This is a genomic window from Leuconostoc miyukkimchii, from assembly GCF_019656055.1.
In the GTDB taxonomy this organism is placed as follows: Bacteria; Bacillota; Bacilli; order Lactobacillales; family Lactobacillaceae; genus Leuconostoc; species Leuconostoc miyukkimchii.
Genome location: NZ_BPKY01000007.1, coordinates 131,943 through 158,345 on the forward strand (window position 1 = coordinate 131,943; position 26,403 = coordinate 158,345).

The 26,403-nt window shown below is 36.5% G+C and carries 27 protein-coding genes; 3 read left to right on the forward strand and 24 right to left on the reverse strand.

The window, feature by feature from the left end; all coding sequences use genetic code 11:
- Nucleotides 1-26 precede the first annotated feature (26 nt).
- Both K5Q13_RS08220 and K5Q13_RS08225 read right to left on the reverse strand, forming a co-directional pair.
- On the reverse strand, nt 27-1,196 hold the full coding sequence (locus K5Q13_RS08220) for a vWA domain-containing protein (protein ID WP_220741207.1): 1,170 nt from the start codon (nt 1,194-1,196) through the stop codon (nt 27-29).
- Complete coding sequence (locus K5Q13_RS08225) at nt 1,193-2,344, reverse strand: P-loop NTPase family protein (protein ID WP_220741208.1); 1,152 nt, start codon at nt 2,342-2,344, stop codon at nt 1,193-1,195. The genes K5Q13_RS08220 and K5Q13_RS08225 overlap by 4 nt, the downstream gene beginning before the upstream one ends.
- A gap of 65 nt (nt 2,345-2,409) precedes the next feature.
- Between K5Q13_RS08225 and K5Q13_RS08230 the strand changes: the two genes are divergently transcribed.
- A complete protein-coding gene (locus tag K5Q13_RS08230) occupies nt 2,410-3,030 on the forward strand; it encodes an NAD(P)H-binding protein (protein ID WP_220741209.1) in 621 nt (206 codons plus the stop codon).
- A 28-nt stretch (nt 3,031-3,058) separates the two neighbouring features.
- Here the strand turns inward: K5Q13_RS08230 and K5Q13_RS08235 are convergent, their stop codons facing one another.
- Complete coding sequence (locus K5Q13_RS08235; RefSeq protein WP_220741265.1) at nt 3,059-5,107, reverse strand: penicillin-binding transpeptidase domain-containing protein; 2,049 nt, start codon at nt 5,105-5,107, stop codon at nt 3,059-3,061.
- Between the two features lie 96 nt (nt 5,108-5,203).
- On the opposite strand from K5Q13_RS08235, the gene K5Q13_RS08240 reads away from it, so the two are divergent.
- On the forward strand, nt 5,204-7,816 hold the full coding sequence (locus tag K5Q13_RS08240) for a YfhO family protein (RefSeq protein WP_220741210.1): 2,613 nt from the start codon (nt 5,204-5,206) through the stop codon (nt 7,814-7,816).
- A gap of 57 nt (nt 7,817-7,873) precedes the next feature.
- A complete protein-coding gene (greA, locus tag K5Q13_RS08245; RefSeq protein ID WP_220741211.1) occupies nt 7,874-8,356 on the forward strand; it encodes a transcription elongation factor GreA in 483 nt (160 codons plus the stop codon).
- A 172-nt stretch (nt 8,357-8,528) separates the two neighbouring features.
- Here the strand turns inward: greA and K5Q13_RS08250 are convergent, their stop codons facing one another.
- The 21 genes from K5Q13_RS08250 to K5Q13_RS08350 form a co-directional block, all read right to left on the reverse strand.
- Entirely contained in the window at nt 8,529-9,491 is a 963-nt protein-coding gene (locus K5Q13_RS08250; protein ID WP_220741212.1) for a GRP family sugar transporter, read from the reverse strand.
- Nucleotides 9,492-9,699: 208 nt separating this feature from the next.
- On the reverse strand, nt 9,700-11,013 hold the full coding sequence (locus K5Q13_RS08255) for an endolytic transglycosylase MltG (protein WP_220741213.1): 1,314 nt from the start codon (nt 11,011-11,013) through the stop codon (nt 9,700-9,702).
- Nucleotides 11,014-11,120: 107 nt separating this feature from the next.
- The gene (locus K5Q13_RS08260; protein WP_220741214.1) at nt 11,121-12,371 is read right to left on the reverse strand and encodes an acetate/propionate family kinase; all 1,251 of its coding nucleotides are present in this window, start codon (nt 12,369-12,371) and stop codon (nt 11,121-11,123) included.
- Between the two features lie 111 nt (nt 12,372-12,482).
- Nucleotides 12,483-13,493 (reverse strand): class I SAM-dependent methyltransferase, encoded by a 1,011-nt coding sequence (locus K5Q13_RS08265; protein WP_220741215.1) that lies wholly within the window; start codon nt 13,491-13,493, stop codon nt 12,483-12,485.
- Between the two features lie 31 nt (nt 13,494-13,524).
- Complete coding sequence (locus tag K5Q13_RS08270; RefSeq protein WP_220741216.1) at nt 13,525-13,821, reverse strand: hypothetical protein; 297 nt, start codon at nt 13,819-13,821, stop codon at nt 13,525-13,527.
- A complete protein-coding gene (locus tag K5Q13_RS08275) occupies nt 13,814-14,236 on the reverse strand; it encodes a prepilin-type N-terminal cleavage/methylation domain-containing protein (protein ID WP_246574226.1) in 423 nt (140 codons plus the stop codon). The genes K5Q13_RS08270 and K5Q13_RS08275 overlap by 8 nt, the downstream gene beginning before the upstream one ends.
- Nucleotides 14,223-14,378 carry a hypothetical protein gene (locus K5Q13_RS08280; protein WP_246574228.1) on the reverse strand — a complete coding sequence of 52 codons (156 nt, stop codon included), beginning with the start codon at nt 14,376-14,378 and terminating at the stop codon, nt 14,223-14,225. Before K5Q13_RS08280 ends, K5Q13_RS08275 begins: the two co-directional genes overlap by 14 nt.
- Nucleotides 14,359-14,799, reverse strand: coding sequence for a prepilin-type N-terminal cleavage/methylation domain-containing protein (locus K5Q13_RS08285; protein ID WP_220741218.1), 441 nt, complete (start codon nt 14,797-14,799; stop codon nt 14,359-14,361). The genes K5Q13_RS08280 and K5Q13_RS08285 overlap by 20 nt, the downstream gene beginning before the upstream one ends.
- Nucleotides 14,783-15,094, reverse strand: a complete 312-nt coding sequence (comGC, locus tag K5Q13_RS08290; protein WP_220741219.1) for a competence type IV pilus major pilin ComGC — start codon at nt 15,092-15,094, stop codon at nt 14,783-14,785. Before comGC ends, K5Q13_RS08285 begins: the two co-directional genes overlap by 17 nt.
- Nucleotides 15,091-16,134: a type II secretion system F family protein gene (locus K5Q13_RS08295; RefSeq protein ID WP_220741267.1), complete on the reverse strand. Its 1,044-nt coding sequence runs from the start codon at nt 16,132-16,134 to the stop codon at nt 15,091-15,093. Before K5Q13_RS08295 ends, comGC begins: the two co-directional genes overlap by 4 nt.
- Nucleotides 16,076-17,032 carry a competence type IV pilus ATPase ComGA gene (gene comGA / locus K5Q13_RS08300; protein ID WP_220741220.1) on the reverse strand — a complete coding sequence of 319 codons (957 nt, stop codon included), beginning with the start codon at nt 17,030-17,032 and terminating at the stop codon, nt 16,076-16,078. Before comGA ends, K5Q13_RS08295 begins: the two co-directional genes overlap by 59 nt.
- Nucleotides 17,033-17,140: 108 nt before the next feature.
- Nucleotides 17,141-18,493, reverse strand: coding sequence for a glucose-6-phosphate isomerase (locus K5Q13_RS08305; RefSeq protein WP_220741268.1), 1,353 nt, complete (start codon nt 18,491-18,493; stop codon nt 17,141-17,143).
- A gap of 87 nt (nt 18,494-18,580) precedes the next feature.
- Nucleotides 18,581-19,285, reverse strand: a complete 705-nt coding sequence (nagB, locus tag K5Q13_RS08310) for a glucosamine-6-phosphate deaminase (RefSeq protein WP_220741221.1) — start codon at nt 19,283-19,285, stop codon at nt 18,581-18,583.
- Between the two features lie 95 nt (nt 19,286-19,380).
- The gene (locus tag K5Q13_RS08315) at nt 19,381-20,655 is read right to left on the reverse strand and encodes a D-alanyl-D-alanine carboxypeptidase family protein (protein WP_220741222.1); all 1,275 of its coding nucleotides are present in this window, start codon (nt 20,653-20,655) and stop codon (nt 19,381-19,383) included.
- 12 nt (nt 20,656-20,667) lie between these two features.
- The gene (locus K5Q13_RS08320; RefSeq protein WP_220741223.1) at nt 20,668-21,753 is read right to left on the reverse strand and encodes a sensor histidine kinase; all 1,086 of its coding nucleotides are present in this window, start codon (nt 21,751-21,753) and stop codon (nt 20,668-20,670) included.
- Nucleotides 21,753-22,442: a response regulator gene (locus tag K5Q13_RS08325; RefSeq protein ID WP_220741224.1), complete on the reverse strand. Its 690-nt coding sequence runs from the start codon at nt 22,440-22,442 to the stop codon at nt 21,753-21,755. Before K5Q13_RS08325 ends, K5Q13_RS08320 begins: the two co-directional genes overlap by 1 nt.
- A 12-nt stretch (nt 22,443-22,454) precedes the next feature.
- Nucleotides 22,455-23,159: a DUF1129 domain-containing protein gene (locus tag K5Q13_RS08330; RefSeq protein WP_220741225.1), complete on the reverse strand. Its 705-nt coding sequence runs from the start codon at nt 23,157-23,159 to the stop codon at nt 22,455-22,457.
- A gap of 78 nt (nt 23,160-23,237) precedes the next feature.
- On the reverse strand, nt 23,238-24,338 hold the full coding sequence (ychF, locus tag K5Q13_RS08335; protein ID WP_220741226.1) for a redox-regulated ATPase YchF: 1,101 nt from the start codon (nt 24,336-24,338) through the stop codon (nt 23,238-23,240).
- A gap of 130 nt (nt 24,339-24,468) precedes the next feature.
- Nucleotides 24,469-24,672 carry a DUF951 domain-containing protein gene (locus K5Q13_RS08340; protein ID WP_220741227.1) on the reverse strand — a complete coding sequence of 68 codons (204 nt, stop codon included), beginning with the start codon at nt 24,670-24,672 and terminating at the stop codon, nt 24,469-24,471.
- A gap of 1 nt (nt 24,673) precedes the next feature.
- Nucleotides 24,674-25,573, reverse strand: coding sequence for a ParB/RepB/Spo0J family partition protein (locus tag K5Q13_RS08345; RefSeq protein WP_220741228.1), 900 nt, complete (start codon nt 25,571-25,573; stop codon nt 24,674-24,676).
- Nucleotides 25,563-26,324, reverse strand: coding sequence for a ParA family protein (locus K5Q13_RS08350; RefSeq protein ID WP_220741229.1), 762 nt, complete (start codon nt 26,322-26,324; stop codon nt 25,563-25,565). Before K5Q13_RS08350 ends, K5Q13_RS08345 begins: the two co-directional genes overlap by 11 nt.
- Between the last annotated feature and the right edge of the window lie 79 nt (nt 26,325-26,403).

Here is a 26,403-nt window from a genome sequence, read left to right on the forward strand (position 1 = left end):
ACGATTACCTGACTCCTCTCTTAGCGCTACATCGTCTCAATTTTACCAAAAGGCTGACTAATACTTAACTTTTTACCCCTTGGTAATAACCAATAGACACGCCCAAATTTTGTTTGCAACTTCTTTTTTTCGCCGTCACCATCTGTTAAAATCACAACAACAGTACGGGCTGGATCAAACTTTTCTTGTGCTAACTTATCAAAAATACTTTGAAATGTGGTGCCACCGCCTGTATGTCTAGACCAGTCATTGATTTTTTGAACTTCCTGCACCTGTGTATCAAAAGAAAAAACATGCATATCCGCATCAAATTGTTTGGTTATTTGCAATACTGTGGCTATCATCTTCCCAGCTTCCTGATCTGAAATGGATGCCGAATTATCAATAAAAATAGCAAGTTGCGTACTAAATGAACTCACTTCCCCCGCCAAATCTAATCTATAGGGTTGTCGTCGATTGAATCTCGCCCGAGAATCTTGTTTCTTATCTGGTACTTGACTGAGACCTACACGTAAAATAGCACGCCAGTTGCGTCTGGGCTGGTTCACTTCATCAACTTGCCTACGCACAGCACCTGGTAAAAAACCACGACCTGATCGTTTTGTATCCTCATCTGCTTTTTTAATCACCCTGTTAAGTGCTGATTTAGCTTCAGTTTCAGATCCACTCATATTTTGCCAATCATCGTGACCATCAATATTATTTCCACTAGGTATTGATTTTTTTTTGAGAAGAGTTGACATGTGATCAATATATACTGACGAATCTTCATATTCAGGTAAAAGTTTACCGTATAGATCAAAAATAGTCTGTAACGTTATTGCACCGGGTAACTTTCCTAATGCTTCTGGTAAATATTGATTAACAGCAAGATCTGTCCCTAAATCTATCAGCTCAGCTTGATTAATCTGTTGACGTTGTTCAGCATAACGTAACGGATGTTGCCAAATAACATGTAGTGCTTCATGAGCTAAAGCCAGCGCAATTTGCCTATGATTGGCAAAACGCTTTGTTAATAAGTCTGGATTAATGATTAGAAACCAACGATGATTTTGCCATTTTAATGATAATGCATTCAGAGACTTTGAATTACTCTCACGAGATAAATTCATAATGATGTTACCATATAATGGTGACTCATCTAACAAAGTTTTAATGCCATCAACAATTAAATTGTCTCTTTCAACTTTATTCATCGTGTCGCAATATCCATAATTTGTTGGTATAAAACATTCGCATAATGCGCATCAGAGGCATACAAGTCATCCAAAATAGGCGCACTAGTCATTTGCTTAACAATTGCATATTGCCCATCTGCAGACACCATGTTCAACAACTGGCTAAAGCGGCCAGCATTGTTATCTACTGTCATATCAGCTGTTAAAAGTAAGGTTTTCATCACTGTTAACTTTTGAATTTCAGACATCGCATTAAATTGTTCATAAATGTGCTTTGCTACTTGAGGACCGTCAGGTTTTGATTCAAATACCTCAATTGCTGTCAAACTTACCGTTTTTTCGTGTATAAAACTAACAAATTGTGTTGCCACAGCCTGACCCAAGTCACCGGCAACAATGTCAAACAACAACTCGCTTTGAATTTTAGAAGGTAATAGTTCTAACTCATAAAAGTTATCTGACACACGTTGCCACGCACGCGGCGTTGGATTAAGATCTATACTTCGCGTATCAGGATAAAGCAATTCGGCATTTTCAGCAATAAAACGATAGACAAGTTCATGAATATTTTGTCGTTGGTTTCCTTTTTTAGCCCAGTTCAACCAATCGCTAACTGACACAGACATCACTAATCGGGTCGTACGATCTTTAATTGCGGCATCTGATGATTGCACGGCATAATTGGACTCTTCAAAATCTGTCATTGAATCATCGGGATTTTCAGCCAACACTAATTTAACATTACTTGGCAAAATTAAATCATTGATTTGACGTTGTAACACCAAATTCATTAATTCTCCTTGTGCTGCTTGTGACCCACGATTAAATTCATCCAAAAACCAGATAATTGGTTGATTTGGATGACGTTCTGCTTGTTGGATAATTTGAATCAATGTATGTGTATATCCAAATTTGATATCAGCTAATTGGCCATAATTTTTAGTCATCAAAAAAGATGTATCTGTTAATGGCGGGATTGGAATCGCCAAATCACCTTTCTCTGATAATGAAACGACTGTTGTAAAAAGCTTAGCATTTAAATTTTTAGCAATATCTAGTACTAAAGCTGATTTACCAATACCCGCTTCACCAATAATGTTTGGCACATTACCGCCACGCATGACTAAAGGCACCGCTGTTAATAATTGTTGGTATGATAGTGACATTTATATCCTCTTCTGTTCTTACATCAATTTTACCGCTTATTACAGTTTCGTGCTAAAATAAAAGCATGACAAAACTATTAATTCTCGGTGCTAATGGTCAAATTGCAAAACTTGTAATTCCTATGTTAGCTAATACCGACACACAACTCAATCTCACTTCACTTCATGCTCGCCCAGAAAAAAGTATTAAAGCACTTGATGCCGTTAATGAAGACGCTTTAATCAAAGCATTAACAGATATTGACATTGTCTATGCCAATATTGGTGCTGAAGGACGACAAAAGTCAGCCGCAAATAGCATCGTTAACGCCATGCACCATGTTGGTGTTAAACGCCTAATTTGGGTAGCCACAATAGGTGTTCACAATGAACTACCTAATGATAAACGTAGCTTGTGGTCAAATTTATTAGGTACGCCAGATAATGAAAACACTTATATGGGTGATCAATCTGCTGCTGTAGCTCGTATCGAGCAATCTGCCCTTGACTATACTATTATTCGTCCAAACGAGCTGATTGATGACAATATTATGCAAACACTTAATGTTCAAACCAACCGTGATGAAGAAATTGTGGGCGGACCAATATCACGAACTAGTGTTGCAGAATTTATTACTCAAATCATTTTGAATCCTGATTCCTATGTCGCAGAATCAGTTGCCATTTCAGAAAAACTTTCAAAATAAAAAACTTGAACTAAACTGTTCAAGTTTTTTATTTTGGCTTTGCCTCAACATATTGCCAGTAGGCATCAATAATTTTTGCCGATATCTTACCATTGGTTCCATCCAAATAGCTGTTCATACCGGGAATAGCCATTGCTACTGCGAACGGTTGTCCTGGTGTATATGCAACCATGGATTCTGTAAATGTATCATTCCCATTTGTTTTGGTTTCCGCAGTCCCTGTCTTAGCATATACATGTGGTGTTACTTTGTGTAAGTCCGCACCACCTGTATTCCAAGGATCGGACCCATTAGCGACACGATTCATACCATCCTTAATGATTTGCCATTCCTCGGCGCTTAGTTTCACTTGCCCTTGAATCGTTGGCGTAGCAGTCCATACTGTCTTTTGTTTATCACTGTTTGGTTGACTCTGAGTTACAGAACCAACAATATGCGGTGCTACGAGATAACCACCATTGGCAATGGCCGAGACATATCGAGCAAGTTGTAACGTTGTATATGAATCATACTGTCCAAATGATTCAAACAGATACTTTCCCTGAGCCTCACCGTTTGTGGGCCCACGATATCCTGCCGTTTCACCATCAATATCAATACCAGTCTTGGTCCCCAAACCAAACTGACCTAACCCATTACGTAACGTTTGAAAAGCATCAGAACGCAACCCCAACGGAGCGCCTGGACTATATGTTTGTCCACCAATTTTCATACCTAATTGCACAAAATACGTGTTAGAGGAACGTTCTAAGGCTGTTCCTGCATCAATTGGTATTGGTGTTCCTGCTTGATTCCAATATGATGTAATCTGAGGTGTTCCCTGAATTTTGATACCTTGATCATTTAATACGGTGTTACTTGGCGAAATCACACCGTGCTGAAATCCTGTTGCCAATACAGCTGGTTTTACAACAGAACCCATGACAATAGCATGATTCATATTTCCTAGTGGATCGACTGTCTTCTGACCTGTTTGATTATCACGATCAACACCAGCCATTGCGTATATACCACCTGTGTAGGGATTAATAACTGTTGCGTAAGCACCCTCGACATCTCCTCCAGGCAAATTATCTTCTAAAATTTTTTGAACAGCATTTTGGAATCGCGCATTGATCGTTAATTTAACATTGTCCCCCGCTTGTCCATTATATTTTATTTGAGATGACTTAACTTCGCCTTTATTGCCAGTTGTGACAACTGTTTGTGAAGCAGATCCTTTTAAGATAGATTCATAATCTTTTTCAAGACTGGAATTGCCGACTGGCTCATTTTGTGAATAACCTTGCGCTAATAGTGTATGTAAACGGTCCTCTGGTAATCCTGTCGCCTCATTGGTGACAGAACCAACTAATGATTTAAACTCCTCACCTTCAGGATACTGACGTGACCAACTTGTTCCCAACTTAATTCCTGGAAATTCACTTAAACGTTCGCCAATTTCAGCTAATTCTGTATTACTGACATCAGATTCTTTTATGAAAGTTGTTGAAAGTGTATAAGCGCCACTCATACGTTGGAATATCATCGCTGCGTTACTATCAACGTTGTCTGCAAGATTAGAATTTTGCACGTACTTAACTTTATATGTATTAATTTGTTCAGGTGTCAAAGCTAATTTATCATTTTTATGTTTTTTGGTAATGATTTTAGTTATTTTTTCATTGTTAGTTTGATTGGCCAAGTAAAAATCTATCTTGGAACGATTGCTGAGCCGCTTTGTATCAATTGTCATCAATTTGCCAAGCTTTATGGCTGTTTCACGCATTTCTACCGCGCTCACTGCTGTACCACGCGTAAAAGTAATCGCAGCTTGAGCTTTATTTCCTACAATTGGACGACCAGTCGCATCATAAAACATACCGCGTGGTACGTTGCCCTTTTCAATGGTTTCATCATTTCGGTTTACTTCACTTTGATAATATGCGCCTTGTTTAATCGTCAAAAAAGCCAGTTGAACAATTAAAGCAATCATCAACGTTAGCGCAATACCAAGTAATATATTTAAACGTACTGGCAAATTAGCACTCGCGTTATTTTTTTTATCACGATCTTCTAAGTAAGGGTTGCGTTGCATGTGTGACTCCAATTCCATGAATAAACTACTTAATTAGATTACCACAAATCTAGTTTTTCCGCTAAAAATAGCATTAAAATTTGTTATATTAGTATTATGAACAAAAAAAACCTTTTTATTTCACCATTAGCTATAAGTTTTTGGCTACCACTTCTAGTCATGCTTGGCTATTTTATCTATCGTGGCATGGCACCTTTTGGTACAAACTCTATCTTAACAGTTGATTTAGGCCAACAATACATTGATCAGTTTGCTGCATTTAAGCATACACTATTATCCCACCCAAGTAGTTTTTTTTATTCCTTTAGCAATGCGTTAGGTGGTGATATGATTGGTGAATGGGCCTATTATTTGATGAGTCCTTTTAATTTAATTTATGTATTTGTACCGATAACCAATTTGCCATCCGCAATTTTAATCGTTACTATTTTAAAATTTGGTGCAGCTGGCCTATCTATGGGTTATCTTTTACAACGTTTAAAGTTCCAACAAGGATACTACATTACATTATTTGCTATTAATTATGCCCTATCTGGGTGGTTCATTGCTAATGATCTTAATTTGTTATGGCTTGATGCAGCCATACTATTACCTTTTCTCATTTTGCAACTTGAACACCTATTTAAAACGCTGACATGGTGGCCTTACACAATCATACTAAGTCTAACGATTATAAGTAACTATTACATTGGATATATGATTGTAATTTTCCTAGTGCTTTACTTTTTTTGGCGTATAAGTTGGCCAAAACAAATACAACCCCGTTGGCAAGTTTTAAAACAATTTATTATAGGTAGTTTTGTTTCGGCTGCACTAAGCGCTTGGTTAATTTTTCCTACCTACTATCAATTAAAACTAGGAAAAGCACAGTATAATTCAGACTGGTCATTGAGATTTGATAATGATCCACTCAAACTACTATTAAAATTAATTCCTGGTAGTTTCGATTTTAACCAAATGCAAAACGGCCAAGCAAACTTCTATATTTCAGTAGTTGTTCTTGTAACATTAACTGCCTTTTTTACCACAAAAACATTACATTGGTCCGTTAAGGTTGGTGGTGTAAGTATTCTCTTCTTCTTATTTCTGGCAACCACTTGGTCGCCACTAACCTTATTATTTCATGGTTTTCAATATCCTGTTTGGTATCCTTATCGATTCAGTTTCATCATCAGTTTTTTTATCATTTACTTAGCTGCCTTTGCATGGCAACCGACTTGGCGACCAAATTCCAGTACAATTCTTGTACTGATAACTATTTTGATTGCTTTTACACTTTACGCTACCAAACTGAACGCCAAAATTGCCTATATTGACCAAAAAAGTATTGCAATATTTGTTGGCCTTTTCCTATTAACGTTGACACAATTTATGCTAGGCCGACATCAAAAAATAAGTTTACCTATTTTACTATTAATCACAACCATTGCATTGACAGCTAATGTTATTTTATCTCTTAACCGGTTCTCTTATCTCACAAATACAGAATATCAAACTGCTGTTAAATCGCTCCAAACAGCTGATGCAACACTTAAAAAAGATTCATCATGGTATCGTGTGGCACAAACTTTTCAACGAACTCGTGGGGATGCTATGTTGCTTGATTACTACAGTGGTTCACATTTCAGCTCAGCCCTACCCAAAACAACGCCCAATTTTTTTGGAAATTTTGGTCAACCTGATGGTGATAATTACGTTGTTTATAGTAATGGTAGTTTATTATCAGATGCACTACTTGGTATGAAATATGTCATTACTCCAAATGGCAAGGACAAAGGGCAACCTGGAGATCCTAGCACACATCTTATCGGCTACCGACCAGATACAGCACGTTATAACTTAAAGGCTAACAATCATAGCACTAGCGTGTTAGAAAATCCTTACGCACTACCCGTCGCATTTTCTGCTAGTGCTAGTGCCTTAAAAACAAAAATGCTCAACAATAATCCGTTAGAAAACCAAGGTAACCTTTGGCAATCATTAGTAGGTGATCTCACATCACCTGTTAGCGTGGAAAACTTCCAAAAATCAATTGGCCATAACGTTAATGCACCCACCACGATTACAGGCGCAACACTCATAAAGAAGAACAAAAACAACCAGGCACAACTAGATTTACAATTCACACCGACAACTCATGACAGTTATTATCTCACTATCGGACCTAGCTTATCTATTAAAGACTTTGATTTGCTGATTAATGGCAAAATTATAACGCAATTTAGTTCTTATCGACACACTGTATTGGTTAATTTAGTAACACATGCCAAAGATAAGCAACAAACCATCACTATTCGCTTTAAAAACACTACGCAACTCACGTTAAATAATTTCACCCTTTATCGTGTGAATATGAATCAATTTAAAGCCAATCAAAAAACATTGGCGCAAAATCCTCTTAAAATAACAAAGCGCAACGAACGTTTCATTGCCGGGGAAATTACAACATCAACACAACAACCTCTGATAATGACAACAATTCCTGATTCACCCGGATGGCACGTCACATTAGATGGTCACAAAGTGCTACCATACAAGGTAGCAGATTACTTTATCGCAATTAAAGCAAAGCCTGGTAAACATACCATTCAATTCAAATACACGCCACCTTTATTTTCTATCGGTCTACTCATCTCACTATTGGGCGCACTTGTTCTGCTATTTACAATCACTCATCAAAAAAAACTTGCAAGAAAACGTTCTGCATGATATGCTCATTTTGCTTATTATTTACAGTAAATTGCAAACTTGAAAGGAATCTGTTTTATGTCAGAAGAAAAAGTATTTCCAATGACAGCTGAGGGACGTGACAATCTTCAAGCTGAATTGGAAGATCTTATTACAAAACAACGCCCAGAAATTACAACAAGAATCCAAATCGCACGCTCGTATGGTGACTTATCAGAAAATTCAGAATATCAATCAGCCAAAGATGAACAAGCCTTTGTTGAAGGTCGTATCCTAACGCTTAAGAAAATGATTGAGAATGCTGAAATCATTGATCCTAATGCCACTGCTGCAGATGAAGTATCCCTTGGAAAAACTGTAACATTTAAAGAGTTACCAGACGGTGACCCTGAAACCTATGCTATTGTGGGCTCAACAGAGTCAAATCCAGCAACCGGTAAAATTTCCAATGAATCTGCTATGGCTGTCGCATTACTTGGAAAAAAGGTCGGCAACAAAGTTACTGTTCCACTACCTAGTGGTGATAGTATTGAGGTTGAAATTTTAAAAGTTGAAAAGTAATCATTGCAAAAAATGAAATAGCATATTATGCTATTTCATCTAAGAGACCACTATGATATTAGTTGGTCTTTTTTTGTACCCAACTATCTATCTTCACATTAACTTATATATCTGTTAAGTCATACCTATTATAATTTGTAATAAAAAAAACCAGAAAATACATTCTGGTTTTTTAAGCAAATTTATTAATATTTCCAATAATAATGGCACCAACAACAACCAAAATTGTCCCTAAAATAATAAGCTTCATTTGATAACTTGATTTCTTTTCACCTAGAATATAAATACCACCAAATGTGGCTACAATGATACCTAACTGTGAAAAAGTTGTCGCAACTGTTTGACCAACTGCTGGGTTAGCGGCTGAAATAAACATAAAGATGTTTCCAACGCCCCAAACAAGTCCTGTTAGAATATTTTTCCATGTTGGTTTGGCAAACATTGTGTCTGCTTCCTTTAAGACAAACACAACAATCAAAAATGCACCAATAACTTGACCAACAGCCTGAGGGCCGACGATAGCTGTCATATAATCAATCCCATTATTTTTATTCTTTATGGCATCTGATATGTAATGAATCTTGTTTAAGAAGTTTGGTAAAACAAAGTAAATCATGAATCCCATAGTCGAAATAACCAAATAAACTAAACCTTTAGTCATGCTTCTCTTTTTTGTTTCCGCAGTAATACCTGAATTTGAGGCCCTATCACGAGCTGAAATTAATGTTGCACCTATCACCACGGAAATAATTGATACAAGGCCAATGGCCCACATTTTCCCTGTTTTCCAGTCGCCTAAAACAGCTGCTGCCATCAAAGCATTAGTCACAATCTGGCCCGCTGTAGACAATGGAATAGCTAACGAGACACCCAAGTCTTTAATTGCCAAAAATTGACCGGCTGTTCCAACTGCCCAAACCAAACCAGAAACAATACCAACGGTCCAAATTTCAGGTCCTAAATAAGCATGTGCTGGCATCACATAAAAAAGCATAGTTGCCAAACTAAAAATGAGCGCGCCAAACGTCATTCCCAATGTTTGTTGACCGGCTGTTCCACCAACTTTTGTATTAACGAGACCAACTGATCCCCACGCTAACGCTGGTACTAACGCCAATAGAATTGCTAAATTCATAATGTTACGACTCCTTATTTCTCAACATGTGATGATCACATGACAATTTATTAACAAAGACTATTGTACATGAATGAAAACGTTTACACAAGATATTATTAATTTTTGTAAACGTTTTCAAAAATAATAACATTTTGCATAGAAAAAAGCACCAAATGTTTTTTCTATTACATTTAGCGCTTTTACTATTATTATTAGAAAATACCACTTATTTATCGTAACGTTGCATATTCCATGTTTCAATGACATTGATTAATAACTTTGTATAATTTACATCAGTTGCATAATGATTATCATAAAGCGCCTTCGCTGCTTGCTTATAGTTTTTAGCAGCAATGACATCCTTAAATTGATCCGGATTCCACGTATTACCATTGACAATGGTTTCGGCATGCTCTCGCATACTATCTTTCCAGCTATCATAAATTGCAAAACGTGCCTTTTGAGTCTCTGGTTTGCCATCTACATATTCTGTCGTATCCAGAACAATTGACTTCCCAGGTGTTTCATCTTGTGTTTTAACACCATAAAAGTTATTATATTTTGAAGACAATTGTGAATTATCCCAATTAGACTCATGAGCGGCCTGTGCAATTGATACTGAAGCTAAGAGACCATATTTTTTTGATAACTCTTGTGCATATGGTGCGATTTTTTGTACAAACGCCAACCGACGTTCAAATTCGGCTTTACCAGAAGTCGCAAGTAAAGCCATAACACTAGGTGTTGCTAGCCCATTTTTTCGCAAGACATCATAGTAAGGTTTCATCGTATCATTTGATTGATCTAATAATGTGGTAACGATGTCATTTGCCGTTTTATCCTTAGTAACATCAAATGCTTGGGGATAAACATAATCCAATAATTTACCCGTTTTCGTATTTGAACTCTCAACGCCACGTAACAAATCAGGATATTTTTTCTGCATTTTATTAATCAGTGTTTTATCATCAAAAGCCGTTGTTATTTCCTGAGCAGATACACCTTTGACTTCGTTAGAAATACGCTGTGCAACCTGATCAGCTGTTAATCCTACTGATACCAACACATAGCCTTTAGGTAACTTTGGTTCAGCACTTGGTCCACTAGCCATTTGTTCAAAAATTAACTGGATAGTTTGTGATGGAGACAGCTGGTATGTACCTGCTTGTAACTTTTCAGCACCCTGAGACATCGCGTACTTATAAAAATTCTTACTACTTTTAATTATTTTTTTGTCTTGTAATATTTGCCCCATTTGCGACGCAGTAGATCCTTGAGCAATCTTAACAGTTTTAAATGTTGTATCATTAGGGTCTAATGCTGCATTTTTATCACCAAACAACGTTCTCACAGTAAATACAATACCAATGACTAAAATAATAGCCAATATAGCAGCAATGAACCGATTTCTTGTCCCACGTCTCTTTTTGCGCTTACCATTTGGTTGCTTATTGTGATTATTTAATGAGGCAACATGTGCTGCGTCTAACGACTCAGCAGCTTTAATTTCATGTTGATGTTTTTCTTTTCTGGATTCCATGGTTCTAACCTCTAAAATTTAGCTTAATATAATAAAGCGACTAGCATATAACACACTAGTCGTCTTTTTACATTTTATCATATTTTGTTGACTAAGAGATTAAAATATCATTTCAAAGACTCTACTTCTCGTGCAATCATCAGTTCTTCATTTGTTGGGATTAGTAATGCTTTCACACGTGATGCTGCTGTTGAAATTTCAACCTCTTGCCCGCGAACATTATTAGCCTCAACATCTAGTTCAATGCCAAAATAACTTAATCTTTCAATAATCATTTGACGAACAGGAATTGAATTTTCTCCAATACCAGCTGTAAATATAATCGCATCAACACCGCCCATTTCAGCAATGTATTGGCCAATATACTTAACAATACGATTAACAAAAATTTTGACTGCAAGTTGTGCATGATCATTAGTATCCTGCACATCCAATAAATCACGCATGTCTGAAGATATAGTTGATATTCCTAGTAAACCGGACTTTTTGTTTAATATGTTTACCATATCATCATTTGATAAGCCTTCATGCTCTTGAATATAGTATACCAATGATGGATCTACATCACCTGAACGTGTAGCCATTGTTACACCTGATAACGGTGAAAATCCCATTGATGTATCAATAGATTTACCATCTTCAATCGCTGTAATTGAAACCCCAGCACCCATGTGTAGAGTAATTAATTTAAGTTCACTAAGATTTCTATTCATCATTACTGCTGCACGCTGTGACACATAATGATGGGATATACCATGAGCACCATATTTACGCGCACCGTATCGTGTGTAATATTGATAAGGTAGTGAGTATAAGTAATTTTCTTTTGGCATTGTTTGGTGAAATGATGTATCAAAAACAGCTACAGATAAGGCGTTTGGCAACAGCTTTTGGAAAGCACGTATACCCATGGCATTAGCAGGATTATGTAACGGTGCATAATCAGACAAACGATCAATTTTTTCCAACACTGAATCAGTCACAACAACCGAATGATTAAACCATTCGCCACCAGCAACAACACGATGTCCGACTCCTGTAATTTCGTTAAAGTCTTGAATAATATCTAAAGTAGTTAGCTGTTGTAGTACAAAATTAATTGCCTGTTGGTGATCCTTAATTGCGAGTATATTTTCGTACTTTTTACCATTTTTGGTATGCGTAACATGTGCATTATCTTCTGAATGAACAGCCAATTGTTCTGCTGATCGTTGTTCACCATACTTGATTGTCACAATAGCATCATCCATACCAATTCGTTCGATGACACCATTTGCAATTACACGTTCTGCTGGCATTTCCAATAATTGGAATTTTAATGATGAACTACCCACATTAACAGCCATTGTCTTAGCCATGATTTACTTTTTACCTGTCTTTCTTAAACGTTTTAATAAGCACAGCAAATAGTATTATTACTCGAAACAAATCTCATCGAAGCATCATAATTTTTGCCCATGCTTACAAAATCACGCTTCATCCTGTTCTTTGTCCAGTTTAACCCAATCTTGAATATCTTGCAAAAAACTTTTTAACGCATCAATATTTTTCAAAGTCGGGTATTGTCCCATCAATACCTCACTCTTGCTACCTATCCCATTCTTACGAAGTACAAGAATAGCCTTGGCCGCACGTTGATCTTTGAAAAATTCAGTTGGTAACTGTAGGAAAGCCTTGAGTTGTGCTTTTTTTGCAACAAACTTTAATAAACTTTTAGCATTATCACCGGTTAGAACATTTGCCGGTACAATTAAATAAGCCCAACCCTCATCAGTTAAAAAATCTAAGCTCTTTTCAATTAACAAATGATGTACAAACGAACGTCCTTCACTGACACGTGTATCATAAGTATTTCCAGGGTCTAGTGGATAATAGCCAACTGGTAAATCTGCAATAACGACTTTAGCTTTAGGAACATCTTTTAATGACACAACATCTTCTTGAAATAATTCCGTTGCCCCAGAATTTAAGAGTGCATCTGTAGCAGATGCCAGTGCAAGTTGCATATCGTCATTATCAATACCTATTTGTTTGACTTTCACATCATTCATTAATAAAACATCATTAACCGTATTAAGTAAGTTACCAGTCCCAACCGTCAAGTCAATAATTGTATCACCGTCTGTTAAATCAGCTGTTTGCGAAATAAAATCAGCTAATAAATAACCAATACCATCTGGTGTTAATTGATGATTAGCTGATACTTTATCATCACGACTAGCCTTTAAAATAGCCAGTTGTAACGTTTTTCGCAAATCTGTTCGAGGCATTTCATGCCAATTGAAGTTAGCTATCATATTTTGTATATGCGCTGTTACTTCAGGGGTAGGTTTGCCCAACTCATGTTGGACATCGCCCCTATAAATGTTTTCAAGCACCTCAATTAATGCATCAGTCATACTCATGTCTGCATCTTGTGCTAGTTCGTTGGCACTTATTGTCAGTGCATCAAAATATTCTGCTATTTTTTCTTGTGTCATAGCCTTATTCTAGCTTGTTTTTTTATGATTTTCAAGGTGTTTTCATAAGTAACTCTCGTGTATACATATTATTTCCAAAGTTAATGGTCATACTATCATTTTTAACAGTGACTTTAAAATCAGTATGTTGATAAATTTTTTGGTTATTTTTATGATAATTTAAGCTTGCTTCTAATTGAATTTTATCAATTTTTGTTAACGTAATCATTTGTGATCTAGAGGTTAATTGTGAATTCAACGCCATATTTTGAAAAATAAAAACACCACTAAGCACAGCAAAGAACATTAAAGTTGACACCAATATTGATGCTTTTTTCCTTTTAATCATGTTTCTTCTCACTTCTAAGATAGAGTATACTGTTTGCTCGTTGTGCATCTTGATCAACTAATTCCAATTGTAAATGACTAACTTTGTCTGTTACGTTTAATTCATTAATATTCTGTGCAAGAATGATCTGTCCTGCACCATTGGCAGACAATTGTAATTTATTTTTGTAGACCTCTAAATGCATCAACTTTCCATCACGACTTTTCAAGCTGACGCGATGTTTATCAGCTGATATAAAACTGTATTTTTGAGTTTCAATTTGATGACTTATTGTAAACATTTTAATATCTAATGACGATTCTGTATGGCTTTTTAACAGCGGTATACTAAGCTGAACAAGTGTTAGCACCAGACCCGTAACTAATAGTGCCACCAAAGATTCTAATAATGTAAAGGCACGTTTATTTCTCAACATAATCATGCCATGATTGTAATGCAATTTCCCGTTCTTTCAGTGTATTTTGAAATTGTTTTTTTAATTGTGCATCCTGCCTCTGAAAACTTTGAACTTGTTCATACTCAAAAGCTACTGCTAAACTAATCAGTATTAACGACATTAATGCTTCTGCTAAAACAAAAGCCGATTGTTGATTTTTCAACACGGTAATCTCCTCCTCCTAAACTAAAAATCAACTTAATTGTTTTCCTACCACTCTTCAGTGTCACTGTTGTTGGCGCAACATAGCCTGTCTTCAAAATGGTTAATTGTTTAGGCACAGTGTTTTGATATGTTCTTGGATATTTAAATTTTTCACGATCAAACACAATACCATCTTTATCAAAATTAACGATGATGTTTTTTTGCGTTTGTTGTGCTGTTAAGCGTGTACGCTGCCATTGATTTTTGAAAGCTGGTTCCCACTGATTTATCTGGTTCTGATTAGGACGCAGTGTGAAACTAATTAATAACATCATTGCCACAATAGTGAGCACAATCAATGATTCTAATAGCGTAAATGCCTTATTTGTGCGCTTCATTATTTGCAACTGTAATGTTTAAATCTTTAATTTTTTGAGCCTGCTTTGGTGTCAAATAATCACCTGTAACTAAATCATTTATTGTTACCGATTGTGCCTCGGGATGTTCGTTAACATATAAATCAATCTGAGTTTGTACTGTAGATACCATAGCTGTTGCATGTGTTTCAACCGCTCTTTGACGTTGTGCGTTTAGATTAGGCAAAATAAGTAGCATGAGCAAACTAATTATAAATAGGACAATTGCGGCCTCAATTAAAGTAAAAGCCTGACGTTTTTTGTTGATGTTTTTCATTGATATAATCCTCCAATAGATTTGTACATAGGTAACAACATAGACACGTATAAACTAACAATTGCGATACCAATCACACCAAAAAACAGTGGTTGAATCACGCCAATTAAACGATCTGTCTGTTGCATAAGTAATTGAAACTGTGTTTTCGCATAATAAGATAAATATTTTGCTAACACTTTTGGTTCATGACCACGAGAAAAATATCCCGCTAAAGATTTATTAAGATAAGGCTGTTCCAAAATATAGCTTTCGATTGTATAACCCTTTTGAAGACTTTGACGTGCATGATTAGCAATCATAAACGTTGTGCGACCATCAACCAGCTTTTCCTGACTGATTTCATCTAATATTTCAGGTATGGTTAACCCGCTAGCAAGTAAGATTGCCAACTGTTGCGTCACCTGATATGTGACGATTGTTCTTATAATAGTTCCAAAAACAGGTATTTTGGCTAATAATAATAGTTTTTGACGGGCATTTTTTCTAATCCACATGATACTCACTATTCCTAGAGAAAAAATGATACTGCCAGCAAACAAGTAGAAATATAAATAATATGCCCTATGATTAGTCAAAGGATTATCTTGCCATTGATTTAAAATCGGATATAAGAAATATTTGAGATCTATCAACATAGCACCTAAAATGCCTAATAAAATAAGTGGATACCGCATAACTTGCTTCACTTTGTTTTGTTGCTGCTGAAGATTAGCTAGGCTCTTTCCAATTGCCACTAATGTCTCAGATAAATTACCATGCTGATCAGCTAGTTTTAACTGTAACAAAATTTGATTATTGACATCTTGTTTAAGAATGCTATGTAACGGTTGCCCCTGACGCAATTGTTCTATAACAGAAGATAACCAACTTTGCCATTTGATGTGTGCGCTGGCCAATATATCTAAACTTTGTGAAATACTATAACCTGACTGCAATAATTCACCTAATTCTTGAAAAAACAATACCTGTTCATAAGTATTAAAGCGCTTGATATGTTTGGTACGTTTTCTGAGAAATTTGATTGTTTGAAACGGCATCATCTAAAACCTCCTGCCACTTTTTTGAAAATTTAGGTACGGGATTGCCATCTAATGTGTTATTAATATCATCGCTGTCAAACAAATCTATCACGGCAGCTTGTTGATTATCACATGTGGGCACCAAACGCTGATAGGCAACACCAGACAATGCGGTAGCAATCTTTGTTTTCTCGACACCAAGATCCTGTAGTCTCAAAATGACGTCACGCGCAGACATTGCGTGCACTGTACTCAATACTAAATGTCCACTCAACGCAGCCTGAATAGCGGCTCGTGCCGTTTTTCCGTCTCTTATTTCTCCTACTAATAGCACCTCAGGTCGATGACGTAACGCTACTTTAATTAAATCATCATAAAATATCTCTGCATCCTCATTAACCTGTAGTTGCACAAAATTAGGTTGTTGAATCTCTACTGGATCCTCTATCGTGAGTACCAATTTATTTTCAGAAACTTTATTTAATAAACGATACAGTGTTGTTGTTTTTCCTGATCCTGTTGGTCCTGAAACTAAAAATAGGCCTGAATTAGGCAGTAGTGCGTATAATTGTTCAAATTGATTTGGTGCCAACCATTGTTGTTCTCCCTGCTGTTGATATATCATACGTAACACTATTGTTTCTCTATTCAAAAAATCACCAACAGAAGATACTCTAATCCATATTCCGGTGTATTGAAATCTTCCCAGCTGTGGTCTCCGACGTTCTGAAATATTCATTTTTGCACGATACTTAATAGCTGATATCATAAGTTGTGCTTCTTCTTCACTGATATTTTTAAATACAGTAGATTGTCCATCAACATGAAATTTAATAACATATTTCCCTTCAATTGTTGGTAATATATAGATATCATTAGTTCTTTGCGTTATTGCTTCCGCTAAAATTTTGTTCATCGCTACAACCTTTCTAAACTACAAGATATAATACGTCCACTGCACCATAAATACACAAAAAAACATTCAAATTTCTTTGAATGTTTTTTGTATATTATAATAATTGGACTACTTAGTTAATCTTGCACTGAACTTTTTTGTTGCTTCTTCATAACCAGGCTTGCCTAACAATGCAAACATTGCCGTCTTATAAGCTTCAACACCAGGTTGGTTGAATGGATTGATACCGAATGTGTAACCAGAAGCACCAACAGCCATTTCGAAGAAATAAACGAGATAACCTAATGAATAGGCATCTTGTGCTGGTAAATGTACCGCTAGGTTAGGAACACCGCCATCTATGTGAGCTAATGTCACACCTTGAGATGCTTTTGTATTAACCTCATCAATTGTGATACCCTCCAAATATTGCAAGCCGTCATTGTTTCCTGCTTCATGTGGTAAGTCCAAATTTGATACTGGTTCGTCAAGTTTGACAACCGTTTCAAATAAGTCACGACGACCTTCTTGAATATATTGTCCAAGTGAATGCAAATCTGTCGAGAAGTTCGCTGATGATGGGTAGATGCCCTTTTGGTTTTTACCTTCAGATTCACCCATTAATTGCTTCCACCACTCTGATAAATACTGCATAGATGGTTCCCAGTTAATAAGTAATTCTGTTGTATAGCCCTTATCATACAAGATACGACGAGCAGCGGCATACTTATAAGCTTCGTTTTTTGTAATATCTGATTCCGAATATTCTTCTTGTGCGTCTTTAGCACCAGTCATCAAATCTTGAATGTTGGCACCAGATGCTGCGATTGGCAACAAACCAACAGCAGTCAGTACAGAGAAACGGCCACCAACACCATCAGGTATCGTAAACGTTTCGTAACCCTCGATCTCTGCTTCATCATGCAATGCACCATGTTTTGCGTCAGTTGTTGCATAAATACGCTTTTTAGCATTATCTGCACCATACTTTTTCTCAAGTAGCTGTTTGAAAACACGAAATGCTATTGATGGTTCAGTTGTGGTACCAGATTTTGAAATAATATTAACTGAGAAGTCCTGATCACCAATGACACGTACCAAATCGTTTAAATATGAAGCAGAGGTTGAGTTACCGGCAAAATATATTTTAACACCTTGACGTTGTTCGTCAGCCAATTCATTATTAAACATTGGGTTAAGAAAATCAACGGCCATTTTAGCTCCAAGATACGAACCACCAATACCAATAACAACCAAAATTTTTGATTCTTGTTGTATCTTTTTAGCTGCTTCTTGAATCCGAGAAAATTCCTTTTTGTCATAATCAGTTGGTAAAGTTACCCAATCAGAATATTCTGCACCAGCTCCTGTACGATTACGTAGTTGTTGATCAGCCATTGTAATTAGTGGTTGCATTTCGGAAAATTCATGGTCAGCCACGAAATTTTCGATGTTCTTTGTATCAAATGTGATGTGTGCCATAGTATTAATAGCGTGTTCACTTGTCTCAAACGAACAACTGAACACATTCCTCCTCATATATTGTTAAGCGCTTACAACCTTATTCTATCACAATTTCGATGCTGCTGCGTCATCAATAATAATTGTAACGTCTTCATGGTTTTGTAATATAGAAGCTGGTACATCTTCTGTTACTGGACCGTTTACCGTTGCTGCTATCGCATCAGCTTTATCTGCTCCAAATGCAAGTAATAAAATCTTTTTAGCTGACATGACTGAAGCAATACCCATTGAAATGGCTTGTGTAGGGACATCTGATTCATTATCAAAAAAACGCGCATTTGCATCTATAGTTGATTGTGTTAAATTGACAACATGAGTAGTTGATTCAAATGATGTTCCTGGTTCATTAAAACCAATATGACCATTACGACCAATGCCAAGTAATTGTAAATCAATTGGATGATCAGTAATAATGTCATCATATTCTTTAGCCGCTGCATTATGATCCGCACGCAAACCATCAGGTACATAACTATGTTTAAATGGTTTTTTGTTAAATAGATGCTGGTTCATAAAATAACGATAACTTTGTGAGTCATTACCAGACAAACCTAAATACTCATCCAAATTGACTGAAACAATGTTTGAGAAATCTAAATCACTTTCAACCAACTGATTATACAGTGCAATCGGCGTTGAACCTGTTGCCAGTCCTAAAACCTTTGCTTGTCCATGAGAAAGAATGTCTTTGTAAATTTGAAACGCCTGTTGTGCGCCTTCTGCTGAATCTTTAACTTTTATAATATTCATAATCACGCTCCATATATTGGTCTATACCGATTTGGTCTATACCAATATGATAACACAATTCACCTTATTTGAACAGCTATAAAACTAAAAAACGTTTATTGGAAAATAGCACGCCAAGATCGTACAAACCAATTAGCTCGTGTTGTGGACTGTTTGGCAACTAGCATTATGCTTTTATTCTCCGAACTCGTGTTTGGTAAATAAGATATATCTGGTGAAGTAATATTAGCACTACCAACAATTTGGCCTTTTTTTATATTTTTACTTTTTATAGATTTAACTGTTGTTTTAATACTTAAATCTGTTTTCTTGTCTGCCCAAAAAGTTTTTGTTTTAGCAATGGTAACAGGCATATGATTTTTTTTCATACTTTTCAAATTTAATGTTGAATTGCTTGGTAAGGTACTATTTTTTTGATAACTGATGGGCACTTTTTCTGCTAAAACATCATTCACTATATTCAACGTAATTTGATAACGCTGCACCTCATCCATATAATCACCAGCGCCATTAACAACAGTAATAAATTCATGTCCATTTGTGTCTTTGATGATACCTGTAAATGCTGCACCAGATTCCGGTGTCGATCCAGTCTTCAATCCTTCAAAAACGAGGTTATTAGGATTTGATATTTTGGCTAAATGTTCATTTCGTAACACTGACTGGTCGGTTGGCTCCTTCACAACATAGCTTGGTGTTAAATGATAGGTAATATAGTCTAGTTTTGCAAGCTCACGAATACTTGGATCAAGTGTTAGTATTTCACGTGCCATGATTGCCAATTGTTCAGCACTTGCCATGTTTGCAGCATCTGCAGGTGCTGTCTTGATTTGATTCTCGAAGGCATTACTATTAACTTGACCCGCAGCATTGTACCATTTAGAGCCTGTTAAATGAAGCTCTTTGGCCCACATTTGTAAAGCCTCTTGGGTTGACATACCCTTTGGCGTCATATATTCACCTAATGCAAATGAGGCATCATTTGCGGACATAGCGAAAACCGCATTATATAGCTCACGTACAGTTAATTTGTCACCCGCTTTAACTGCCAAATGTGAAAATAAATGCCCATCTTCACGCGATAAATCTGATTTTTTAGTAATAGGTACTTGATCTGTCCATTTGATTTTACCTTCATGTATACCACGCAAAACAGCATAAGCCGTAAGCATTTTTGATTGCGATGCAATCGGTCCCTGTTTGTTAACATTCTTTGTTGCTAAAATCTGTCCAGTTGTAGCATCGACAACCATTGCCGAAGTGACGTTTTCAGTTAGTGATAACGGTTTTAATCCTTCATTAGCCGAAACTGTTGTGACCATAATTGATGACGCAACAATACTCGCCCCGATAATGCTAATTCGCTTCATAAATTTCTCCCCCTAATTTTGCTTCAATGGTACTGTAATAATAAATGATGTTAAATCATCATCAGATGTTGCTGACACAGACCCATGATGCTGTTCTATAATGCCCTTAACAATTGCTAACCCCAATCCTGTACCACCCGTTTTACTATTACGAGAGCTTTCAACACGATAAAAACGGTCAAATATATCCTTAATAGCGTCACTAGGAATTCTAATCCCATCATTAACAACACGTATTTCAACATTTGATTCCCGAATTTGCGCTGTTAACTTAATAAACGTTGCACCTTCTCCGTACTTCATCGCATTAGTAATTAGATTCATTAGTACACGAGCTAATTTATCAGAATCAGCTTCCAACATGATTAATTCTGGATTCGTAATTTGTGTTAACTCGATTTGTTTTTCTTGGGCCTCAATTTCGTAACTTGCTAATAATTGTGCAAATAAATCACTCAAACTAAGCGTTGTAAGATTAAGAACGGCATCATGAGCCTGTGTTTTTGAATATTCAAATAAATCCTCAACCAATACTTTCATTTGATTCGATTTATTATACGCTGTGTGAACGTATTTCGCTTTTTCTTCTGCATTTAAAGTATCCGCATTCATTTCAACAAGACCAAGATACCCAATGATAGCAGTTAACGGTGTCCGCAAATCATGAGAAATATTAGTAATCATTTCATCTTTTGATTGCTCACTTTCGCGTTCTTCTTCACGAATTTTACGTGTGTTTTTAGCAATTTGATTATAAACATCAATAAGTGCCTGTGTTTTGGGTGCATATATTGCATGCCAATCAATTGTGCTATCTGAATTTTCTTGAGCTATCCGATTCATATCACGAATCAAAGATAGTAAACTTTCCGACTGACGCCATTTCACATACTGCCAAATCATGATAAGTATATTTCCAGAAATGAGTAGTAGTAGTAATAACCATTGGTTTGTAAGAGCGGAAAAATGCCAATATTCTCTTAGGCTGCCTATACCGCTCACAACAGACCAACTAAAAAAAAGCAGTAACAAAATTGTCACTACCGCATAGTAAATCTTTGTACGATTGTGTTTTAGAAATAACGCCAAACTTTTCATTAGTTTACTTCAATCTTATAGCCAACGCCCCAAACCGTTTGGATAACCTGATCACCATTCGTTGCATCTTCAATCTTGTCACGTAAATGAGAAACATGTACCATAACAGTTTTAGCTGAAACGACTGATTCTTGTTGCCATACGCGTTCAAAAATATCATCAGCGGAAAACACACGATTTGGATGTGATGCTAACAAATAAAAAATACCAAATTCTAATGCTGTTAAATTAACCAAATCGCCATCTGCCGTCTTCACTTCATGGCTATCCTTATTAATTACCAATGATCCAATATCTAAGACATCCGGTGTTTGATCTTGGACTGAATTTTCTGCTCGTCGCAACAATGATCGCACCCGTGCCATTACTTCTAGTGGATTAAACGGCTTAGTCACATAATCATCGGCGCCTGTGATTAGACCTTGGATTTTATCCATGTCGCCAGATTTCGCTGATAACATTAATATTGGAATGCGACTATCTTTACGAACAATTTTGACAACTTCCAGACCATTCATATTTGGCATCATGACATCTAAAATCATAAGCGCTATATCTGGGTTCGTATTAAGCTTAGAAATTGCTTCTTTTCCATCGATTGCCATCACAGGATCATAACCTTCATTCTTCAGATAAATCTCAAGTAATTCAGCTATTTCAATATCATCATCGACAACTAAAATTTTCATCCTAAGCTCCTTTTACTTTTTCACTTGTGCAGACTCTAAACGTGCTTGTTGTGATAATTGACTAATGGCTAAAAATCCACCACTTAATCCAGAATATTGACGATTCCATCGGAATCCACCATATGCTACAACGGCAAAAATAATATATGCAAGTGGTGGCAAAGTCGGATTAATTGCTTGTGGTAATAACCCTAATACAACGAAACCAACTATCCATGCTGCTACTGCGCCAATCAAGTAAAACCAACGACGGCTTTTGTGTTTCCCGTTTTTTACTTTCTTAGGATCCGGTGTTAATTTCAAAACCACCTCAGTATATATCGTTCCACCAAGTGCTGCAATCAAAAGTATCGATACAATACCGGCGCCTTGACTATTAGCATTTTTTGAAAAGAACAATGAGAATCCAAAGACAACACAGAACAACATCAATATCGCTAAAGAAGTGTCTAAAGCTAGCGTCCAGAATTTGTAGTCATGCAATTTTTTAGCTAATTTTTTTGGATCTAAATATTGTTGAACAGCTTGTGTTGGTGTACCATAAATTTGTGCCGCAGTTTGTCCAGTCCCTTGGGCTGCATAGAGTTGTTCCTCAACCTCATTTGTGATTTCTGCTACTTTTTCAGTAGACAATTTGCTGTTTTGTAACAATAATTTTTTAAAACGAAAAATAAAGTCTTCGTTTTTTTTAGTTAATTGGTGCTTCTTTTCTGACATTTTTGTTCCTCCGGGTAATATGTACACAGGATTCATCCTGTTTAAGTATGTTTTAGAACATTTCAAACGATTGAAACATTAGACATTAAACCTAAATTCAATAATGTCTCCATCAGCAACAACGTACTCTTTTCCTTCTGAACGTAATTTACCGGCCTCTTTAACTGCTTTAACTGAACCCAACGCGTTCAAATCATCAAAAGCAATTGTTTCTGCACGAATAAAGCCACGTTCAAAGTCTGAATGAATTGTTCCAGCTGCTTGTGGTGCTTTCATGTTTGCTTTGAATGTCCAAGCACGTGTTTCTTTGCCACCGGCTGTGAAAAAAGTCCGCAAATCAAGTAAATGATAAGCTGCGCGAATTAATTTGTTTAAACCTGGTTCTGTTACGCCAGCCATTTCTAAAAATTCGGCTCTATCTTCATCAGCCAATTGCGCAATTTCTTCTTCAGCACTGGCAGACAAACCAATAACATCAGCGCCTTCAGTAGCAGCGAATGCCTTAATTTCATTGAAATAAGGTGACGATTCTGGATCAGCCATATCATCTTCTGCCAAATTAGCCACATAAAGAACTGGCTTACTTGTTAGCAAAAACAAGCTTTTTACAATTTTTTGTTCGTCTTCATTAAAGTCAATTGAACGCACACTTTTGCCTGCCTCCAATGTTGGTTTTATTTTTTCTAAGACTGACAGTTCAATCTTTGCAAGCTTATCAGGTCCCTTTGCTGCACGTGCTACTTTTGCATAACGCTTATCGATTGTCTCAAGATCAGCCAAAATCAATTCAGTATTAATTGTATCAATATCGTCTAACGGATCAACCACACCATTGACGTGAATAATATCATCCCCATCAAATGCACGTACAACGTGAATTATCGCATTAACTTGTCGAATATTTTCTAAAAATTTGTTCCCAAGGCCTTCACCCTGAGAAGCACCTTTAACAATACCTGCAATGTCTGTAAATTCAAAAGTTGTGGGGATAATTTTATCAGCAGGTTCTATTTCTTGAATACGTGCTAAACGATCATCTGGTACTTCAACCATCCCGACATTTGGTTCAATTGTGGCAAACGGATAGTTTGCCATCTCGGCCCCTGCTTTTGTAATTGCATTAAATAGTGTTGATTTGCCGACGTTTGGTAACCCGACAATTCCAGCTGTAAGTGACATATTAATTACTATGTGACAAGTCGTTTGCACTGTGTAATTATATTTTATTAAGATAGATCATTTTACTAAAATACAACAACTGTTAGTGAACTTTGACTTAAATCACGTTTCCTTTCTTAGTTCAAATCGACTAATTTGTTTCAGATACTACTAGAATTTTTTTTAATCGCTTATTAAAATCAAACCGTGGCATCATAATTCCTCGTCCACAATTTGTACAAGATAGTTTGATGTCTGCACCAACACGAGTTACTTTCCAAGCGTTAGCACCACAGGCATGCGGCTTCTTCATCTCAACAATATCGTTTAATTTATAAACCAATGGTTCCGGCATATTAGTCAACCTCAATATCTAATAAATTTAAAATACGACTCAAATCATCATTTGAAGTATAGTTAATTTCTATTTTACCATTACCCTTGTTACCAACATTAACTTTGACCTTCGTGCCAAATTTTTCTTCGAGCTGTGTCGCTAATGAAGAGACAAATGGTGAGACAACTTTTTCTAATTTTTCAGTGGAGCCTTGATTTTTTTGCTTAACTAGCGCTTCAACTTGTCGTACGTTTAAGCCTTGTGCAACAACTAATTGTGCTACCTTTTCAATTTGTGTTTTAGATTTTAAACCCAGTAATGCACGAGCATGTCCCATAGAAAGATCACCTATTTCTATGAGCATTTGTACTGATTTTGGCAACTTCAATAAGCGTAATGCGTTTGCAACAGTTGTACGATCTTTTCCTACCTTTTCAGCCACTTGCGTCTGTGTTAAATGCAATTGTTGCATTAACGCATCATACGCCTGAGCCTCTTCAATAGCATCCAAATCAGTACGTTGCAGATTTTCAACCAGTGCCACGGCAGCCATCGTATCATCATCAACATCACGCACTATGGCACTGATACTTGATAAATCAGCAAGTTTTGATGCACGAACACGTCTTTCACCCGCAATAATTTGATACTTATCTTTAAAACGACGAACAATGATTGGCGTTAACACACCATTAGCTTGGATTGAATTGGCGAGTTCTTGTAACTTTTCATCATTAAAATGATGCCGTGGTTGAAATGGATTGGCCTCAACTTCAACTAATTTAATTGGCACTACACGTTCACCATCTGTTGCCTTTTTAGTAACAGATTTCGTATGTTCCAATGCTTCTTCGGTCACATTATTTGCATTAAATAAGCCACCAAGTCCTTTTCCAAGACCACCTTTTTTAATTGCCATATTGTTCTAAGACCTCCTGTGCGAGATTACTATAGACCTGTGCCCCAATTGAACGTGGGTCAAAATCAATAATAGCCTGACCGTACGAAGGTGCCTCACTCAAACGCACCGAACGCGGAATGACCGTTGTATACACCTTATCACCAAAATAATTACGCACTTCCTCAGATACCTGTTTTGCTAAATTAGTTCGCGCATCGTACATCGTCAGTAAAATTCCTGAGATATCTAATGCTGCGTTAAATTGTTGGCGAACAAGTTCTATCGTATTTAAAAGTTGTCCCAGACCCTCAAGTGCATAAAATTCTGTCTGCACAGGAATAAGTATTGCATCAGAAGCTGTAAAAGCATTGACAGTCAATAAGCCTAATGCTGGCGGATTATCAATTAATATAAAGTCATAATCATCAGCAACTTCAGATAACGCTTTCTTTAGTCGATACTCACGCTTTTTTTGACTTGCTAATTCAATTTCAGCACCAGACAATTGAATTGTTGCGGGCAACAAATCATAATTATCTGTTGCCACTATAACTTCTCGTATTGGTACAAGGTCAACAATTACGTCATAACTATCACGTTCTAATTCAGATTTATCAATACCAGAACCGCTTGTTGCGTTTCCTTGTGCATCGATATCTACAAGTAAAACACGTTTACCCGCTTGTGCAAGTGCTGCGCCCAGATTAACACTTGTCGTTGTTTTTCCGACGCCACCTTTTTGGTTGGCTAATGCAATTATTTGTGCCATGTGGTTTTGGCGTCCTTTCTGTCAACGTATCTGGTGCTGTTTACTAAAAAACAGTCAATATACTCCCTAAAATTGCTCA

Bases quoted from the DNA above. Each gene is read 5' to 3' on its own strand.
- K5Q13_RS08220 (WP_220741207.1), bottom strand. From the start codon at position 1,196: ATGAATAAAGTTGAAAGAGACAATTTAATTGTTGATGGCATTAAAACT.
- K5Q13_RS08225 (WP_220741208.1), bottom strand. From the start codon at position 2,344: ATGTCACTATCATACCAACAATTATTAACAGCGGTGCCTTTAGTCATG.
- K5Q13_RS08230 (WP_220741209.1), top strand. From the start codon at position 2,410: ATGACAAAACTATTAATTCTCGGTGCTAATGGTCAAATTGCAAAACTT.
- K5Q13_RS08235 (WP_220741265.1), bottom strand. From the start codon at position 5,107: ATGCAACGCAACCCTTACTTAGAAGATCGTGATAAAAAAAATAACGCG.
- K5Q13_RS08240 (WP_220741210.1), top strand. From the start codon at position 5,204: ATGAACAAAAAAAACCTTTTTATTTCACCATTAGCTATAAGTTTTTGG.
- greA (WP_220741211.1), top strand. From the start codon at position 7,874: ATGTCAGAAGAAAAAGTATTTCCAATGACAGCTGAGGGACGTGACAAT.
- K5Q13_RS08250 (WP_220741212.1), bottom strand. From the start codon at position 9,491: ATGAATTTAGCAATTCTATTGGCGTTAGTACCAGCGTTAGCGTGGGGA.
- K5Q13_RS08255 (WP_220741213.1), bottom strand. From the start codon at position 11,013: ATGGAATCCAGAAAAGAAAAACATCAACATGAAATTAAAGCTGCTGAG.
- K5Q13_RS08260 (WP_220741214.1), bottom strand. From the start codon at position 12,371: ATGGCTAAGACAATGGCTGTTAATGTGGGTAGTTCATCATTAAAATTC.
- K5Q13_RS08265 (WP_220741215.1), bottom strand. From the start codon at position 13,493: ATGACACAAGAAAAAATAGCAGAATATTTTGATGCACTGACAATAAGT.
- K5Q13_RS08270 (WP_220741216.1), bottom strand. From the start codon at position 13,821: ATGATTAAAAGGAAAAAAGCATCAATATTGGTGTCAACTTTAATGTTC.
- K5Q13_RS08275 (WP_246574226.1), bottom strand. From the start codon at position 14,236: ATGTTGAGAAATAAACGTGCCTTTACATTATTAGAATCTTTGGTGGCA.
- K5Q13_RS08280 (WP_246574228.1), bottom strand. From the start codon at position 14,378: ATGTCGTTAATACTGATTAGTTTAGCAGTAGCTTTTGAGTATGAACAA.
- K5Q13_RS08285 (WP_220741218.1), bottom strand. From the start codon at position 14,799: ATGAAGCGCACAAATAAGGCATTTACGCTATTAGAATCATTGATTGTG.
- comGC (WP_220741219.1), bottom strand. From the start codon at position 15,094: ATGAAAAACATCAACAAAAAACGTCAGGCTTTTACTTTAATTGAGGCC.
- K5Q13_RS08295 (WP_220741267.1), bottom strand. From the start codon at position 16,134: ATGCCGTTTCAAACAATCAAATTTCTCAGAAAACGTACCAAACATATC.
- comGA (WP_220741220.1), bottom strand. From the start codon at position 17,032: ATGAACAAAATTTTAGCGGAAGCAATAACGCAAAGAACTAATGATATC.
- K5Q13_RS08305 (WP_220741268.1), bottom strand. From the start codon at position 18,493: ATGGCACACATCACATTTGATACAAAGAACATCGAAAATTTCGTGGCT.
- nagB (WP_220741221.1), bottom strand. From the start codon at position 19,285: ATGAATATTATAAAAGTTAAAGATTCAGCAGAAGGCGCACAACAGGCG.
- K5Q13_RS08315 (WP_220741222.1), bottom strand. From the start codon at position 20,655: ATGAAGCGAATTAGCATTATCGGGGCGAGTATTGTTGCGTCATCAATT.
- K5Q13_RS08320 (WP_220741223.1), bottom strand. From the start codon at position 21,753: ATGAAAAGTTTGGCGTTATTTCTAAAACACAATCGTACAAAGATTTAC.
- K5Q13_RS08325 (WP_220741224.1), bottom strand. From the start codon at position 22,442: ATGAAAATTTTAGTTGTCGATGATGATATTGAAATAGCTGAATTACTT.
- K5Q13_RS08330 (WP_220741225.1), bottom strand. From the start codon at position 23,159: ATGTCAGAAAAGAAGCACCAATTAACTAAAAAAAACGAAGACTTTATT.
- ychF (WP_220741226.1), bottom strand. From the start codon at position 24,338: ATGTCACTTACAGCTGGAATTGTCGGGTTACCAAACGTCGGCAAATCA.
- K5Q13_RS08340 (WP_220741227.1), bottom strand. From the start codon at position 24,672: ATGCCGGAACCATTGGTTTATAAATTAAACGATATTGTTGAGATGAAG.
- K5Q13_RS08345 (WP_220741228.1), bottom strand. From the start codon at position 25,573: ATGGCAATTAAAAAAGGTGGTCTTGGAAAAGGACTTGGTGGCTTATTT.
- K5Q13_RS08350 (WP_220741229.1), bottom strand. From the start codon at position 26,324: ATGGCACAAATAATTGCATTAGCCAACCAAAAAGGTGGCGTCGGAAAA.